The 15,898-nt window shown below is 65.3% G+C and carries 20 protein-coding genes; 17 read left to right on the forward strand and 3 right to left on the reverse strand.

The window, feature by feature from the left end; genetic code table 11:
* The 13 genes from EV691_RS23340 to EV691_RS09870 all read left to right on the forward strand — a co-directional run.
* Positions 1-218 (forward strand): hypothetical protein (locus EV691_RS23340; RefSeq protein WP_207901105.1); only part of this gene is annotated, 218 nt, incomplete at its 5' end.
* Positions 215-409 (forward strand): hypothetical protein, encoded by a 195-nt coding sequence (locus EV691_RS09825; RefSeq protein ID WP_131303036.1) that lies wholly within the window; start codon positions 215-217, stop codon positions 407-409. The genes EV691_RS23340 and EV691_RS09825, both read left to right, overlap by 4 nt.
* Positions 406-723, forward strand: a complete 318-nt coding sequence (locus tag EV691_RS09830) for a hypothetical protein (protein ID WP_131303034.1) — start codon at positions 406-408, stop codon at positions 721-723. The genes EV691_RS09825 and EV691_RS09830 overlap by 4 nt, the downstream gene beginning before the upstream one ends.
* A gap of 59 nt (positions 724-782) precedes the next feature.
* A complete protein-coding gene (locus EV691_RS09835; RefSeq protein ID WP_131303032.1) occupies positions 783-1,697 on the forward strand; it encodes a DNA cytosine methyltransferase in 915 nt (304 codons plus the stop codon).
* Positions 1,694-1,906, forward strand: a complete 213-nt coding sequence (locus EV691_RS09840; RefSeq protein ID WP_131303030.1) for a hypothetical protein — start codon at positions 1,694-1,696, stop codon at positions 1,904-1,906. The genes EV691_RS09835 and EV691_RS09840 overlap by 4 nt, the downstream gene beginning before the upstream one ends.
* A gap of 100 nt (positions 1,907-2,006) precedes the next feature.
* Positions 2,007-2,210, forward strand: coding sequence for a hypothetical protein (locus EV691_RS09845; RefSeq protein WP_131303028.1), 204 nt, complete (start codon positions 2,007-2,009; stop codon positions 2,208-2,210).
* Entirely contained in the window at positions 2,207-3,220 is a 1,014-nt protein-coding gene (locus EV691_RS09850; RefSeq protein WP_131303027.1) for a hypothetical protein, read from the forward strand. The genes EV691_RS09845 and EV691_RS09850 overlap by 4 nt, the downstream gene beginning before the upstream one ends.
* Positions 3,217-3,678, forward strand: a complete 462-nt coding sequence (locus EV691_RS09855) for a hypothetical protein (protein ID WP_131303025.1) — start codon at positions 3,217-3,219, stop codon at positions 3,676-3,678. Before EV691_RS09850 ends, EV691_RS09855 begins: the two co-directional genes overlap by 4 nt.
* Positions 3,669-3,833 (forward strand): hypothetical protein, encoded by a 165-nt coding sequence (locus tag EV691_RS23345; protein ID WP_165496639.1) that lies wholly within the window; start codon positions 3,669-3,671, stop codon positions 3,831-3,833. Before EV691_RS09855 ends, EV691_RS23345 begins: the two co-directional genes overlap by 10 nt.
* Before the next feature lie 36 nt (positions 3,834-3,869).
* The gene (locus EV691_RS09860; protein ID WP_131303023.1) at positions 3,870-4,271 is read left to right on the forward strand and encodes a phage protein NinX family protein; all 402 of its coding nucleotides are present in this window, start codon (positions 3,870-3,872) and stop codon (positions 4,269-4,271) included.
* A 53-nt stretch (positions 4,272-4,324) separates the two neighbouring features.
* The gene (locus EV691_RS09865; RefSeq protein WP_131303021.1) at positions 4,325-4,696 is read left to right on the forward strand and encodes a hypothetical protein; all 372 of its coding nucleotides are present in this window, start codon (positions 4,325-4,327) and stop codon (positions 4,694-4,696) included.
* A gap of 47 nt (positions 4,697-4,743) precedes the next feature.
* The gene (locus EV691_RS23880; RefSeq protein ID WP_242672697.1) at positions 4,744-5,163 is read left to right on the forward strand and encodes a hypothetical protein; all 420 of its coding nucleotides are present in this window, start codon (positions 4,744-4,746) and stop codon (positions 5,161-5,163) included.
* Positions 5,049-6,191: a tyrosine-type recombinase/integrase gene (locus EV691_RS09870; protein WP_242672699.1), complete on the forward strand. Its 1,143-nt coding sequence runs from the start codon at positions 5,049-5,051 to the stop codon at positions 6,189-6,191. The genes EV691_RS23880 and EV691_RS09870 overlap by 115 nt, the downstream gene beginning before the upstream one ends.
* Positions 6,192-6,358: 167 nt before the next feature.
* Here EV691_RS09870 and EV691_RS09875 read toward each other — a convergent pair whose 3' ends face one another.
* Positions 6,359-6,658, reverse strand: a complete 300-nt coding sequence (locus tag EV691_RS09875) for a hypothetical protein (RefSeq protein WP_131303017.1) — start codon at positions 6,656-6,658, stop codon at positions 6,359-6,361.
* 217 nt (positions 6,659-6,875) lie between these two features.
* Between EV691_RS09875 and alaC the strand changes: the two genes are divergently transcribed.
* Entirely contained in the window at positions 6,876-8,117 is a 1,242-nt protein-coding gene (alaC, locus tag EV691_RS09880) for an alanine transaminase (protein ID WP_207390304.1), read from the forward strand.
* Positions 8,118-8,182: 65 nt separating this feature from the next.
* Positions 8,183-9,499, forward strand: a complete 1,317-nt coding sequence (locus EV691_RS09885) for a leucine-rich repeat-containing protein kinase family protein (RefSeq protein ID WP_131303013.1) — start codon at positions 8,183-8,185, stop codon at positions 9,497-9,499.
* 9 nt (positions 9,500-9,508) lie between these two features.
* Here the strand turns inward: EV691_RS09885 and EV691_RS09890 are convergent, their stop codons facing one another.
* Together EV691_RS09890 and EV691_RS09895 are read right to left on the reverse strand one after the other, a co-directional pair.
* Complete coding sequence (locus tag EV691_RS09890; protein ID WP_131303011.1) at positions 9,509-10,435, reverse strand: 1-phosphofructokinase family hexose kinase; 927 nt, start codon at positions 10,433-10,435, stop codon at positions 9,509-9,511.
* Positions 10,436-10,636: 201 nt separating this feature from the next.
* Positions 10,637-12,310 (reverse strand): sulfatase-like hydrolase/transferase, encoded by a 1,674-nt coding sequence (locus EV691_RS09895; RefSeq protein ID WP_131303009.1) that lies wholly within the window; start codon positions 12,308-12,310, stop codon positions 10,637-10,639.
* Positions 12,311-12,864: 554 nt separating this feature from the next.
* On the opposite strand from EV691_RS09895, the gene EV691_RS09900 reads away from it, so the two are divergent.
* Both EV691_RS09900 and EV691_RS09905 read left to right on the forward strand, forming a co-directional pair.
* Positions 12,865-14,076 carry an MFS transporter gene (locus EV691_RS09900; RefSeq protein ID WP_131303007.1) on the forward strand — a complete coding sequence of 404 codons (1,212 nt, stop codon included), beginning with the start codon at positions 12,865-12,867 and terminating at the stop codon, positions 14,074-14,076.
* A gap of 97 nt (positions 14,077-14,173) precedes the next feature.
* Complete coding sequence (locus tag EV691_RS09905) at positions 14,174-15,847, forward strand: bifunctional protein-serine/threonine kinase/phosphatase (protein WP_131303005.1); 1,674 nt, start codon at positions 14,174-14,176, stop codon at positions 15,845-15,847.
* The last annotated feature ends 51 nt before the right edge of the window (positions 15,848-15,898 follow it).

The following is a 15,898-nucleotide window of genomic DNA, read 5'->3' on the forward strand; positions in this document are numbered from 1 at the left end:
AAGCACCGGCACTGGAAGTGCCAGCACTGCAGCCACACCAAGCCGCTGGACTGGAGGAAGTCATGAGCAACGTCGTCGAACTGATCAAGCACGCCCAGCAGCTCGCCACCTCCCGAGGCGAGCCCTACATCGTCGTGCAGTTTTCCAGCGGGCAGATCGTCGTCATGCGGGACGGAAAGTTGTGCGATGCCAGGATGCTCGAGAGGTGCTGGCCATGACCGATCTAACCGAGGCTGCAGAGGCCGTCCGCCGGCAGCACCCGATCTACCGGAACCGAAACACCGGCGTCACGTGGCAGGTCGAGATGTCGATCGGCGACTCAGTCTGGCTCCGCGACATCGTTGGCCACACGCAGCAGCGCCGGGCTGACGAGCTGGAGAACCGCGAGACGTGGGAGCGCGTGGCATGACCGCCAAGACCCAAGCCGAACGCTCAGCCAAGGCCGCAGCCAAGCGGGACAGGCTGGGCGAGGAAGAGCTGCGGCACCGCGTGCGCCCGGGCATCAAAGCCAAGCTGGCCGACCTGATGCAATGGAACGGCATCGAGGAACAGACCGAGGCTATCCAGCTGCTGATCCTCAACGCCCATGCAGCAGGCCCGGCCGGTTCTGCGCCGCTGCTCTCCGTTCCGCGCCACGAAATCACGGTCAGCGAAAACGTGGCGCAGCGACTCAGCACAGAAGGCGCAGCAGAGGCCGGCAGGCTCGACCGCGCCGAAGCGTAACCCCCATATCCCCCGCCCCTGCTGCATAGCGGCACGGCGGCGCACGCCTGGATCAATCAATGAACGTAATCGACCTCTTCGCCGGCGCTGGCGGATTCAGCACCGGCGCGACCCTTGCTTGCTGCAATGTCGTGTGGGCCGCCAACCACTGGCCCGACGCTGTGGAATGGCACGCAATCAACCACCCGGGCGCCAAGCACGTCTGCCAGGATCTGCATCAAGCCCGCTGGGAGCAGGTTCCGGCCCACGACCTGATGCTGGCCAGCCCGTGCTGCCAGGGTCACAGCAAGGCCCGCGGCAAGGCCAACGGCAACCCGCAGCACGATGCCAGCCGCTCGACGGCGTGGGCTGTCGTCTCGGCCGCCGAGTACCACAGGCCCGAGTTCATTCTCGTCGAGAACGTGCCCGAGTTTCTGGACTGGCAGCTGTACCGCCCGTGGGAGCTGGCCATGCAGGCGCTCGGCTACTCGGTCGCGCCGCACGTTATCGACGCCGCAGACCACGGCGCCCCGCAGAACCGGATCAGGATGTTCCTGGTGCTGGCCCGCTCCAGGGCGCCACTTATGCTGAACCTGCAGCCGCAGCAGCACATCCCGGCGCGAAGCTTCATCGACCTGAGCGCGGGTAACTGGCAGCCGATCGACAAGCCGGGGCGGGCCAAGGCCACGCTCGAGCGCGTCAAGGCCGGCCGGGCCGAGCACGGCGACCAGTTCCTGATCAGCTACTACGGAAACACAAAGACCGGACGCAGCCTGGATCGCCCCATCGGCACCATCACCACCCGCGACCGCTGGGCCGTCGTCAACGGCGACAGGATGCGGATGCTGTCCCGCTGGGAGTGCCGCGACGCGATGAGCTTCCCGGCCGACTACCAACTGCCGGACAACCACCGGCTGGCTGTGCATCTGCTCGGGAATGCAGTCTGCCCAGTTCCGGTGTCGAGGATCATCACCGAGCTGCGGAGGGCAGCATGAGCCTCCGCGAAAACGGCCACCGTTTCTGCCTGTCGCCCGATTGGCAGCGAGCCCGATGGCTAAGCCCCACCATTCGCTCAGCAATGTACCCCGACTGGCTCGACGTGACCGACATGGACTCCGACGAGTTGGCCGAGCTGCTCATCCAGAAACTGCTGCCGCCCGGTCCTCAAGAATTCCGGGCGGCGCAAGGAGAACTACCGATTTGAACGTACCAACGTATTGCAGGACCTACGGACACCGTATCGGCACCTGCACCTGTTTCCGCTGCCGGCCGGTTGCGCCGGCCAAGACGAAGGAATCCAAGAAATGAGCCGCTACCCATACACCGAGGCATGCGACGCAATGCGCAGCGTCTCCGGAATTCAGGAAAACGGTATCAGCCCGAAACTGAGCCGATGCGATGCTTCACAAGTCCGCCAGTTCATCGCGGCAGCAATTGGAATGCCTGACGAAGAACTTGCAAAGAAGATCGCCGATCACGCTCGCAAACTGCAGGAGCCGCAGCAATGACCAACGAAACGACAGCGCCGGTGCAGAGCCTAGTGGATGAGGTACTGGCCGACCTGAGTCGCGCAGAGAAAACTCATCTGGATGGCGAGGTGCGCGACATGGCCCGAGAGGCATATCGGCTGATCCGCCAGCAGCAGGCGGCACTCGCACAGAAGGCCGCCCAGGTGGCCTCTCCGGATGGCTGGAAGCTTGTTCCAGTCGGACCAACAATGGCGATGTGGACAGCAGTAAATAAGCTTGATGATGAAATGGCCGCCGGAGGTTATGACGGAAAAGGATGCTCGATTGAGCAGGCGTGGAGCTGCATGCTCGCCGCCGCGCCGACCCCGCCAGCGCATTCTCTTGACGACATCGAATTAACCATCGGTGGCGAGATGTATCGGTGCTGCGTGCGGCTGCTTGATGTCATTAGCGAGGATGGAAAGGAAGCCAAGGCGCTTCGGGCGGCTATGGATGCATGGGAGAACGGAACGCCGACCCCGCCAGCGCAGCAGAGCCAGTGGGCTCCTAGACGGTATCTACCAACCGAAGATATGCGGATTAAGACGTTTGGAACAATCCGGGGAGACAATGGATCTCTTCATTTTGAAGGGTTCCATTTTTTTGGTGACACCGTAGCTAATGCTTCGGAAACACTCATCCGGTGCGTGATCGGTCGACTTTTCGATATTCTTGACGCGCATCGAGGCGACACCGCAGCGCCGGAGCAGGCCGAGCAGCCGGAAGTCATCGGGTACGCATTCCACAATCCCGACACCGGCATGGAGTGGTCGGATGTTCATCCGCGAGAGTCGGGCCAGGTCCCAGATGCTGGCCGATGCCAGCGAATGACGCTGGCTCAGTTCAGGGCCAAGTACCCAGAAGACCCGAACATTCCTCCTGCCCCGGCCGAGCAGCCGGACGTGGTGAAGGTGCCGCGGGAGCTGCTGGGCAGGATCACTCGAAATGGCGGAGTCGATACCCTGCTGGCCATAGACGAGCTGCGCGCCCTGCTCAGGGGTGACGCATGAGCGGAGTAAAGCGGTACGACTACGGCTACAAGGATGACGAATGGGGCGGTCAACGCTATCTGGGCCTGATCGAAAAGCCTGACGGGAAACTGGTGCGGTACGAAGACCACGACCGCATCGTCGGCGAGCGGGATGCCGTCATCGAGCAGTGCAGCTGGGAGTGCACGTGGAGGCAGGTGGAGATTGAAGGTCTACGAGATGAGCGGGATGCCCTGCTCGCCAAGGTCGCTGATCTGCGCGCCGAGGTCGAGGATTTCCGCAAGGCAATTCAGGAATTACGTGACGAGCGCGCCGCGCTGGCTGACGAGAACCAGCGGCTGCGCAAGGATGCGGATCGGTATCGGTTCATACGCGATATTCCACACACGTTCCAAGTGCAAGAATGCCTGCGATTCCAGAGAAACTCGGTGATGGATGACATTATCGACGCAGCCATGGAGGCCAGCCGATGCTCGTGACGATAGAACTCGCAGACGATGAAGTGCTGGTCGCGCTGAAGCGGCCAGAAGGCTACGAAGACACCCACCCTAAGCTGGTCGCAGAGGATGCGATCCGCGAAGACTGGCCGGAGTACCGGACGATCCACGGCGACGAGATCAAGACGCCGGGCTGATCGGCCGGCTACGCCAAGGCCGGATAGGAGAGAAAAATGGAAATGATTGAGGTGAATACAGCCGAGCTGGTAGGGCCGGCGCTGGATTGGGCTGTGGCGAAGGCCGATGATCTGCCAGTCCAATACAGCAAGCGGCTTGGCGTCCATCTAGCAAAGTTGATCGTCATCTCGGGAGATCCGAATTTTCTCCCGATGGGCGCCCGTTATGCGCCTAGCCGCCTCTGGTCTCAGGGCGGCCCTCTGATCGAGAAGTACCAGATGGAGCTAGATTTTCAGCATGAAGGGTTGGTTTTCGCATACCCGTGCGACGACGATGGTAACGATAATGCAGGTGAAAATGGATCATTTGGCCCTACACACTTGATCGCCGCCTGCCGCAGCATCGTTTCCGCAAAACTCGGCGACACCGTGCAAGTCCCCGCTGAACTGACCCGCTAACCCCTCCCCCCCTACCCCTTACCAACGCTGCCCCGGGCGGCGCGGAGAGAGTCATGCCTGAAGAAAGCACGTTCTACGTGGTCAGCCTCAAGCACACGAAGCGCAGAGATCGGTACATCACCGTATGGCGTCCAGATGACAAGGGCTACTGCTACCCGCTGCCCTGGGCCGGCTTCTACCCGGAGTCTCGCATCCGCCAGAGTCTCGACTACTACAACAACGGTTGTACGGACGTAGCGGTGCCGTGCGGTGTTCTGGACCAGATCGCTATCCCGCCAATGCCAGGCGAAATCGATAACGATGCAGGGCCTATGGTGCCAAACAACGCCGAATCATGGTGCCGCATTCTGGCAAACACGATTGAGACGCCGGCATATGAGCCTCGCCCAGAGTACAAGGGCGCTCACTACCGCAAGACCACCTAACCCCACCCCGCCCACACTCCCCGGCCAGGCCGGGGCAGGGAGACTCAATGAGCGCAGAACTGGCGCAGCCGATCACTCGGCCGCGGCGGCAGGCTATTGCCCCGCGATTTATCCGGGCTGTCGACGCCCCCGCCTACCTCGGCATGTGCCGGGACGAGTTCAACAAGACGGTGCGCCCCAGCGTTCGCGAGTTCCCCATCGGGCAGCGCGGCGTCGGGTTCGACCGCGAAGAGCTTGACGACTGGGCCGACGCCTATGTCGAGCGGGCAGCAATTGATAAAGCAGGCGCTACGGGGCAACAATCCGCCCGCAGCGAGCGCCAAGAAGGAGAAACACTATGGCGCGAAAAACGATCACCGGCCTCTCGCAAAGGAAAGGGGTCTGGCACATCGACAAAAAGGTCAACGGAGAACGAATTTACGAAAGCACTGGCACTGGTGACCGGGCGGAAGCGGAAAGGTACCTGATCCATCGGCTGGAGCGGTTGCGGCAGGAGAAGATCTATGGCGTCCGCAGGATGCGGATCTGGCGGGAGGCGGCAACCCGCTTCCTGCTGGAGTTCAAGGACCAGCCATCGATAGCGCTGTCGGCGGGGCACCTGAAACAGCTTGACCCGTTCATTGGCGACATTCCGCTGACACATATCGACGACGAAGCGCTCGAGCCGTTCGTGCGGCACAAGCTGGACATTGACGGCGTGTCGAACAGGACAGTCAACATCGCCCTGGAGCGTGTCATCCGCGTGCTGAACCTCTGCGCGCGGAAGTGGCGGGACGATGAGAGGCGCCCATGGCTCGACACGGTGCCGATGATCACGAAGCTGGAAGAGAGACGGTCAAGTCGCAAGCCATACCCAATGTCGTGGGATGAGCAGAGCCTGCTGTTTGCCGAGCTGCCCGACTACCTGCGGCGCATGGCCCTATATAAGGTCAACACGGGCTGCAGGGAACAGGAGGTCTGCAAACTGCGCTGGGAGTGGGAGATCAAGGTGCCGGAACTGGACACTAGCGTTTTCCTGATCCCGGCCGAGTTTGGCGGGCGGAACAAGAGGTCCGGCGTCAAGAATAGAGATGAACGCCTGGTCGTGCTGAATGACGTGGCTAGGAAGGTGGTAGACGGGCAGCGCGGACTGGATCAGGCATTCGTTTTCCCGTATGGCCGTCACGGAGGGGCGATGGTCAGGATGTACTGCCCTTCTTGGACAGATGCCAGGGAGCGAGCGGCGGACAAATGGGAAGAGATACATGGCACGCCGGCGCACCCTGGGTTTCGATCAATTCGCGTGCATGACCTCAAACACTCGTTTGGCAGACGACTGAGGGCGGCAGGCGTAACCGAAGAAGACCGCAAGGCGCTATTGGGCCACAAGAACGGCAGCATCACCAGCCACTATTCCGGCGCGGAACTGGGGAATCTGATCGATGCTGCGAACAAGGTATCAGCGACAGACTCGCGAGGTCCGGTGCTGACAATTCTGAGGAGGCAAAAGGCGTGAAATCGGGAGAAGTCACGCAAAAGTCACGCAATGCAAAGCGGCCAGCCATCTAAAAAACCGGCCTAAGTAGTTGAATTTCCTGAAAATAAACAGGGCATACCTAATGATCGCCACCATGCACGACATGCTCGGCAGCTGAGGGGACCCCGGCCCCTCGCTCTCGCGCATCAGGCCAGGCCGAGAAACTTCAGCGCCGCCCGGTAGATCTTGTCGCCGGAGCAGACGATCACCAGCGAGTCGCCGGGCTTCGCCCCGCTCAGCAGGTTGGTCAGCTGGCGGGTCACCCCGAACGGATTCTGCAGCACCGCCACCTGTACCTCGTCGCCTTCGGGCATCATCTGGTCGGCCACCAGCCGGTCCGGCTTCATGGTGACCGTGACGCCGAGCACCTTGTCGCCGAAGCGGGTTTCGAGAAATTCGCTGCCGGACGAGCGTTGCGTGGTCGACCTGCTGCTGACTGGTTTCATGATTTCACCCCTGTTGAGAATGCGGGGGAATCTACCAAAACGTCCGTGCCGAAACCCAGCCTTGAGTGCATCGAGCAGCCGGTCGCGCCCGTTATTTCCCCATCCCAAGGTCTGACTTGCCAGCCCACCAGCCACACGCGTATGTTCGGCAGGCAGGCCAGCGCACTGGCCAACGTCGCTCGGACGGTTCCGGGCGCCTACGTCTTTCGAGGAAATCATGGCCGAACACGGCAAGCGCCGCTTTGCGCGCATCGATCGTCTCCCCCCCTACGTCTTCAACATCACCGCCGAACTGAAGATGGCCGCCCGCCGCCGCGGCGAGGACATCATCGACTTCAGCATGGGCAACCCCGACGGTGCCACCCCGCCACACATCGTCGAGAAACTGGTCCAGGTCGCCCGCCGCGAAGACACCCACGGCTACTCCACCTCCCGCGGCATTCCGCGCCTGCGCCGCGCCATCTCGCACTGGTACCAGGATCGCTACGCCGTCGAGATCGACCCGGACAGCGAGGCCATCGTCACCATCGGCTCCAAGGAAGGCCTGGCGCACCTGATGCTGGCCACCCTCGACCATGGCGACAGCGTGCTGGTGCCCAACCCCAGCTACCCGATCCACATCTACGGCGCGGTGATCGCCGGCGCCCAGGTGCGCTCGGTGCCGCTGGTGCCCGGCATGGATTTCTTCGCCGAACTGGAGCGGGCGATCCGCGAGACGATTCCCAAGCCGAAGATGATGATCCTGGGCTTTCCCTCCAACCCCACCGCGCAGTGCGTGGAGCTGGACTTCTTCGAGCGGGTGGTGGCCCTGGCCAAGCAGTACGACATCCTCGTGGTGCACGACCTGGCCTACGCCGACATCGTCTACGACGGCTGGAAGGCTCCCTCGATCATGCAGGTGCCGGGCGCCAAGGACATCGCCGTGGAGTTCTTCACCCTGTCGAAGAGCTACAACATGGCCGGCTGGCGCATCGGCTTCATGGTCGGCAACCAGGAGCTGGTCAGCGCCCTGGCGCGGATCAAGAGCTACCACGACTACGGCACCTTCACCCCGCTGCAGGTGGCCGCCATCGCCGCGCTGGAAGGCGACCAGCAGTGCGTGCGCGACATCGCCGAGCAGTACCGCGAGCGGCGCAACCTGCTGGTCAAGGGCCTGCACGAGATCGGCTGGATGGTGGATAAGCCCAAGGCCTCCATGTACATCTGGGCGAAGATCCCCGCGCCCTACGCCCATCTCGGCTCGCTGGAGTTCGCCAAGAAGCTACTGGCCGAGGCCAAGGTCTGCGTCTCGCCGGGGCTGGGCTTCGGCGACTATGGCGACGACCATGTGCGCTTCGCCCTGATCGAGAACCTCGACCGTACTCGCCAGGCGATCCGCGGCATCAAGGCCATGTTCCGCGCCGACGGCCTGCTCGAGGCCGTGCCAGACAAGGCGCGCAAGGCCGACGCCAGCCACTGAACCCGAGCTGCCCCGTCCCCGCGACGGGGCAACCTCTCCGCAATCTCCCAGAAAACCTTCCCCCTATGTCTACCCTCGAACAACTGCGCCGCGGCGAACTGGCCGGCAGCACGCGCCTGGATCTCTCTGCCGAACTGCACGAATTTCCCGAGGAAATCTTCGCCCTGGCCGGCAGCCTGGAGATCCTCAACCTCTCGGGCAATCGCCTGACCGACCTGCCTGCAGGTCTGCCGCGCCTGCGCAAGCTGCGCATCCTGTTCTGTTCGGACAATCCGTTCACCACGCTGCCGGAGGTGCTCGGCGACTGCCCGCAACTGGAAATGGTCGGCTTCAAGGCCAACTACATCCGTCATCTGCCCGCTGCCGCCCTGCCGCCGCAGCTGCGCTGGCTGATCCTGACCGACAACCGTCTGGAACGCCTGCCCGCCGAACTGGGTGACTGCAGCCGGCTGCAGAAGCTGATGCTGGCCGGCAACCAGTTGCAGTCGCTGCCGCGGCATCTGGCCGGTCTGAGCCGGCTGGAACTGCTGCGCATCGCCGCCAACCGCCTCGAAACCCTGCCCGGCTGGCTGCCGGAGCTGCCGCGACTGTCCTGGCTGGCGTTCGCCGGCAATCCCTTCAGCGACGCCAGCGAGGCGGAGATTCTGCGCCAGCATCCGCTGCCGCCGATTCCGCGCAGCAGCATCGAGCTCGGCGAGATCCTCGGCCAGGGGGCCTCCGGCATCATTCACCGCGCCGACTGGCAGCGCCCCGGGCAGCCGGCGCAAGCCATGGCGGCCAAGTTGTTCAAGGGCAACGTGACCAGCGACGGCCTGCCGCACAGCGAAATGGCCGCCTGCCTCGCCGCCGGCGAGCAGGCCAACCTGATCCGCGTGGCCGGACCGCTGGCCGAACAACCGGGAGCGCCGCCGGGCCTGCTGCTGGAGCTGATCGACCCGGCCTTCCGCGTGCTCGCCGGGCCACCGTCGCTGGCCAGCTGCACCCGCGACTGCTACGCGCCGGAGCGGCGCTTCACCTTCGACGAGGCGCTGCGCATCGTCCGCGGCGTGGCCGTGGCGGTGGCGCACCTGCATGGACGCGGCATCCTGCATGGCGATCTGTACGCCCACAATCTCTTGGTGAACGGCAATGGCGACTGCCTGCTCGGCGACCTCGGCGCCGCTTCGTTCTTCGATCCGGGCAGCGCTCCCGGCCAAGCCCTGCAGCGCATCGAAACACGAGCCTTCGGCTGCCTGCTGGAAGAATTGCTGGAGCGTTGCCCGGCGGACGAGCAGGTCATACGCCAGCAGCGCCTGCGCCATCTGCAGGAGCAGTGCATGACCGCGCAGATCGACCAGCGGCCGGACTTCGCCGTCCTGAGCGCCAGCCTCGCCGCCCTCTGAGAACCGGGCTCAGGCCTGGCGGAACAGCCGCTCCACGTCCTCTGCCAAGCACAGTCCGGTGCCCGGGCGCATCAGGCTCGCGGCGGCCGCGGCCATTCCGTAGCGCACCGCATCATGCAGGCTCCAGCCCCGGCTCAGGGCGAGCACCGTGGCGCCGACCACGCTGTCGCCGGCCCCCACCGCACTGCGCAGCGGCACGTCGAAGGCGCGGAAGCGCTCCACCCCCTCCCGGCTCGCCAGCAGCGCGCCTTCGGCGCCAAGCGAGAGGACGACGATCTCGACGGCATCTCGCTCGACCAGCGCACGCACTGCCGCCTCCTGATCGGCCTCGCTCTCCAGTGCCCAGCCCAAGAGCGTGGACAGTTCGTGCAGGCTCGGCTTCAGCAGATGGATGCCGCCCAGCTCCACCGCATGACGCAAGGCCTCTCCCGAGTAATCGAGCACCAGCTTCGCGCCGATCCGTTGCGCCAGGGCCGCGATCTGGTCGTGGAAGTCCAGCGCCACGCCGGTCGGAAAGCTGCCGCTGACGACCAGCCAGGACGGCGCCGGTACGAGCGCGGCGATGGCCTCCAGGCAAGCCTGCCGCTCGTCCGGCGTCAAGGTCGGGCCGGGCAGGACAAAGCGGTACTGCAGGCCGGTATCGCCCTCGTCCACGGTGAAGCTTTCCCGGGTATCGCCGGCGATCGGCACCCGCAGCGCGGGCAGGCCAAGCTCTTCCAGCGCGCGCTGCAGCATCGCGCCGAACGGACCACCGGCCGGATAGACCGCCAGGCTGTCGCCGCCGAGGTTCCGGATCACCCGCGCCACATTGATGCCGCCGCCTCCCGGCTCGTAGCGCGGCAGAGAGCAGCGCAACTTGCTGGTCGGCGCCAGGCGCGCGATGCCGGTGGAGACATCCATCGCGGGATTGAGGGTCAGGGTGGCGATGCGCGGCATGAAACGCTCCAGCAGGATGTGGCAGAGCGAATATTTAACCAGAGCTTGGGGATCGGGGTGGCAATACGGAATATGGCGGACGCCAGACTGTCCGCCCCACTGAGCTGCAAACAGGTCCGGCGTTCGCGTTCATCGGCTGGCGGGCGACGAAATGCGCGATAGCCCGACTCGCCCCGCACCGCGGATGGCCAACAGCGCGCCTCACTGCAGCACAGGCGTCACCACCTCCTTCAGGTCGATGCGTTTCCAGTTCGGCTTCTCCCCCAGACGCGCATTGAAGCGGGTGTTGAAGGTGAACTCGTCCTCGGTGTGCTGGCTCAGCGGCTTGCCATAGACCGCCTGCAGCGCCGTCAGCTCGTAGCCCATCAGCTGCAGCAGCGTGGGGAAGATGTTGTAGTGGCTGGAGCGGTCCTTGTTGCCCGCCAGCTCGCGCTGCCAGTCGAGGTCACGCAGGCCGCCACCCTGGATCACGACCAGCGGCACCAGGCCCTCCTCCACCACCGGATCGCCACCGCAGTGGGTGTCGAGCCCGGGGTTGCCGCGCTCGTGCAGGTCCTGGCCATGGTCGGAGGTGTAGATCAGCACCGCGTTGTCGAGCCTGGCCTGGGCGAAGATGCGGGCAAAAAACTCGCCGACGTTCCACAGCAGGGTATTTTTGTAGGCGTTGCGGTAACGCCCCCAGTCGTCGGCCTGCCCGTCAAAGCCGTCGCGCTCGCCGGTGTCCGAAATATCGGCGTACTGACCGCGTGGCAATGCCGGACGATAGTGCATGAAGTCGTCCGGGTACTTGTCGTGCACCGGGAAGTGCGCACCAATCTTGTTGATGTAGACCAGCTCCGCCGTGTCGTTGCCGAGCAGCTCGATGAGCTTCTGCGCTGCGGCCATATCGCGGTCGCGCACCGGCATGTGATCGAACTGGACGAACTCGTCGATCTCCCGCCGCTCGCTCCTGGTCATCAGGTTCTGCAGGCGACCACCGACGCGCTGTGCATCGATGTAGACCGTGCGCAACCCGGCCTTTCTGGCGTATTGCCAGATCGACGGCATGGTCGAATTGATGCGCAGGTAGTCGCTGCGCGTACCACCGTAACGCAGGGTGACGTTGGTATCGGCGCTGCAGTTGGCAATGGCGGCGGCATAACCGTAGTTGTAGACGGTCGCGCCAGCAGGTGACTGCCTGAGGTTGCTGCGCACGCCATGTTCGGCGTTGATGTCCAGATAGTTGCCGGACACGCTTTCGTCGACGATCAGCACGATGTCGTGGCCGACGGCCTGGGCATGGCGCGGCAGGCTCACCGTCTCCCGCGGCCCCACGGTGCTGCTCGCCGCCTCGTAGGCGAACAGGTTCAGGTAGGCCAGCGGCGTGTACATCGCCGGCAGGCCGCGGGCGCCCTCGCCGCTGCGCGCGAACAGAATCGTCGTCAGCAGCAGCACGCCGCAGAGCGGCGCCGCCACCAGTGCATACTCCGGCAGCGGCAGGCGCCGCCGCGGCGCGAGCGCGATGCCGAACAGCAACAGCAGGGCTCCGACACTGGAGCGGAGGATGCTCTCCCGGTACTGATAGAAGGCTTCGTCGATGAAACCGCCGGAGTAGATCAGCGAGACGAAGGTGCTGTAGGTCAGGTAATCGGCGGTGACCCGGTTATAGACGTCGAAGAACAACGTACTGGCGAAAAACAGCAGAGCGAACAGATAGCGGACGGCCGCCAGGCGGACATGGGCGACCAGCCACAGGGCAACCAGCAGTATGGCGAACACGCCGGCAAACAGCAGCAGCGGCACACCGAATCCCAGCGCGGCCAAACGCTCGAGGTAATAGTCGGAGTGACTCAGCAGATACAGGCCGAGCAGCAGTTCCTTCAAGTACATTGCCATGGCGTCCTCTCCACGATGCTGCAGCCGCGGCGCCGACATCCTGGATAGAGGTGCCTAAGCTCAAGTAAACCCTTTGTAACACTAGCAGCGCGCTTGCCATGCACAAGCCGCGGCGAACCTGGACGAGCCGTGCGCGGCAACCGGCGCCAGGGACGAGGCCCGCTTCACTTCCCGCGCGCGGCGGATAGCCCGGAGCCACGTGCAGCCATGCCCCATCCGTGTGCAAACAACGATCACCCGCCTCGTTTTAGCTCAGGATCGCCTGGCAAAGACCCCGGGAGCCCCGTAAATGGCCGCTTCAATTCCGGCATAGGTATTGCTAAGTATTTTGTACAGGGCAGCCAACGGCGGTTGCCTGTTGAACGACAAAGGCGTCGCATCACCCTCGCTCCGGCGAGTCGTGGTGTGGCGCCTTTTGCGTTTCGGCCCCAGTGTCCGGGGCGGTGAACGGAGGCCCTCGTGGCCCGCCCTTTTCAACCTGTTGTGGCTCCGGTCCAGGCACGCGCATCGCCTGCCGACACACCGGAGTTTTCTTGCCACCGATGAGGTGTTCGATGAATACGAGTTTCTGGAAGGCTGGCCACACCCCCACGCTGTTCGCCGCATTCCTCTATTTCGACCTGAGCTTCATGGTCTGGTACGTGCTCGGTCCGCTGGGCGTGCAGATCGCCACCGACCTCGGGCTGACCACCCAGCAGCGCGCCATGATGGTCGCCACGCCGATCCTTTCCGGCGCCGTGCTGCGCTTCCTGATGGGCCTGCTGGCCGACCGCACTTCGCCGAAGAGCGCCGGCATCCTCGGCCAGGCGATCGTCATCGCCGCCCTAGCGGTGGCCTGGACCATGGGCATCCACAGCTACGAGCAGGCGCTGCTGCTCGGCCTGTTCCTCGGCGTCGCCGGCGCCTCCTTCGCCGTGGCCCTGCCGCTGGCCTCGCAGTGGTACCCGCCGCAGCACCAGGGCAAGGCCATGGGCATCGCCGGCGCCGGCAACTCCGGCACCGTGCTCGCCGCCCTGTTCGCCCCCGGCCTGGCCGCAGCCTTCGGCTGGAACAACGTGTTCGGCCTGGCGCTGATCCCGCTGGTGCTGACCCTGGTCATCTTCGCCACCTGTGCCAGGAACGCCCCGGAACGCCCGCAACCCAAGGCCGTCTCCGACTACCTCAAGGCCCTCGCCGACCGTGACAGCTGGTGGTTCATGCTGTTCTACAGCGTGACCTTCGGCGGCTTCCTCGGCCTGGCCAGCACCCTGCCCGGCTACTTCCACGACCAGTACGGCTTCGACCCGGTGAAGGCCGGCTACTACACCGCTGCCTGCGTGTTCGCCGGCAGCCTGCTGCGCCCGCTCGGCGGCGCCCTGGCCGACCGCATCGGCGGCATCCGCACCCTGCTGGTGATGTACACCCTGGCCGCCCTGTGCATCGCCGTGGTCGGCTTCAACCTGCCCAGCTCGACCGCCGCGCTGGCTCTGTTCGTGGTCGCCATGCTCAGCCTGGGCGCCGGCAACGGCGCGGTGTTCCAGCTGGTCCCGCAGCGCTTTCGCAAGGAGATCGGCGTGATGACCGGCCTGATCGGCATGGCCGGCGGCATCGGCGGTTTCGCCCTGACTGCCGGGCTCGGCGCCATCAAGCAGTCCACCGGCGATTACCAGCTCGGCCTGTGGCTGTTCGCCAGCCTCGGCGTGATCGCCTGGATCGGCCTGCACGGGGTGAAGAAGCGCTGGCGCACCACCTGGGGCAGCGCCGCGGTGACCGCCGCGCGGGTCTGATTCCAGGCAGCAGTTCCGTCCCAGCCGATGGCCCCCACGCTCCCCCGCGTGGGGGCCTTTTCACATCCAGCAGCCCCGCATCGACTCGGGAGATCGCATGACCCTGCAACTCAGCATCGGCGAAGCCAGCGCCGCCGGCCCCCGCCCGGAAAACCAGGACGCCCTGCGCGTGGTCACCCCGGCACCGGCCCTGGCGGCGAGCAAGGGCTGCCTGTTCGCCCTCGCCGACGGCGTCAGCCAGTGCGCCGACGGCGGCCTGGCGGCGCGCACTACCCTGCAGGCCCTGGCCATGGACTACTACGCCACCCCGGAAACCTGGGCGGTGGCGCAGGCGCTGGACCGCCTGCTGCTGGCGCAGAACCGCTGGTTGCAGGCCAACGGCGGCGGCCAGCCGCTGCTCACCACCCTTACCGCCCTGGTCCTGCGCGGACGGCGCTTCACCCTCGCCCATGTCGGCGACTGCCGGGCCTACCGCTGGCGCGACGGGCAGCTCGAGCGCCTGACCGAGGAGCACGTCTGGGAACAGCCCGAGATGCGCCACGTGCTCAAGCGCGCGATGGGCCTGGACCAGCACCTGCTGGTCGACTATCTGGACGGCGACTTGCAGGAGGGCGATGCCTTCCTGCTGGTCAGCGACGGCGTCTGGGCCACCCTCGGCGATCCGGGCATCCGCCGCATCCTCGCCGATGAGCCGGACCTGCCGGCCGCGGCCCGGGCGCTGGTGCGCGCCGCCCACCTGGCCGGCAGCCCGGACAACGCCAGCGCCCTGCTGCTGCGCGTCGAGCGCCTGCCGGAAGGCTCGCTGGCCGACAGCCTGGCGCAGCTGCAGCACTGGCCGCCGCCGCCCGCGCTGCGCGAGGGCCAGCTGTTCGAGGGCTGGCGGATCGACGGCCTGCTGGCCGAGTCGCGCCAGTCCCTGGTCTATCGGGTGCGCGACGGCCAGGATCACCGCTGGCTGCTGAAGACCCTGCCCCCCGCCCGGTACAACGAGGCCGAGGCCGGCCAGGCCCTGCTGCTGGAGGAATGGTTCCTGCGCCGGGTGGCGGGCCGCTATTTCCCCGAGGTCGCGCCGTTGCCGCAACGCCAGCACCTCTATTACGTGCAGCGCGAATATCCCGGCCGCACCCTGGCCGAACACCTGCAGGCGCACGGCCCGCTGACGCTGGCCCAGTGGCTGGACCTCGCCCCCCGCCTGCTGCGCGCCCTCGGCATGCTGCACCGGCGCAACATCCTGCACCGCGACATCAAGCCGGAAAACCTGCTGTGGGACGAGGACGGCGAGCTGCGCCTGCTCGATTTCGGCCTGGCCTACTGTCCGGGCCTGTCCCGCGACGAGGCCCACAGCCTGCCCGGCACGCCCAGCTACATCGCCCCGGAAGCCTTCGCCGGCACCGCACCCGACGTTGGCCAGGACCTCTACGCCGCCGGCGTCACCCTCTATGTCCTGCTCACCGGCCACTATCCCTATGGCGAGATCGAGGCCTTCCAGCATCCGCGCTTCGGCACGCCGACGCCGGCCAGCCGCTACCGCCCGGACCTGCCCGCCTGGCTCGACGAAAACCTGCGCCGGGCGCTGGTCGCCGATCCCCGGCAACGCTTCGAAACCGCCGAGGAGTGGCTGCTCGAACTGGAGCAGGCTGAACGCCGGCCCCAGGAGCTGCGTCCCCGCCCCTGGCTGGAGCGCGAACCGCTGAAGGTCTGGCGCGGTATCGCCCTGCTTTCCCTGCTGCTCAACCTGGTGCTGTTCGCCCTGCTGGTCGCCACCCGCTGACCTTTATTGCACCAAAACAGAGCAATCAGCACCAGAATAACGCACAGAAGG

It is taken from the genome of Azotobacter chroococcum (genome assembly GCF_004339665.1).
Lineage (GTDB): Bacteria > Pseudomonadota > Gammaproteobacteria > Pseudomonadales > Pseudomonadaceae > Azotobacter > Azotobacter chroococcum.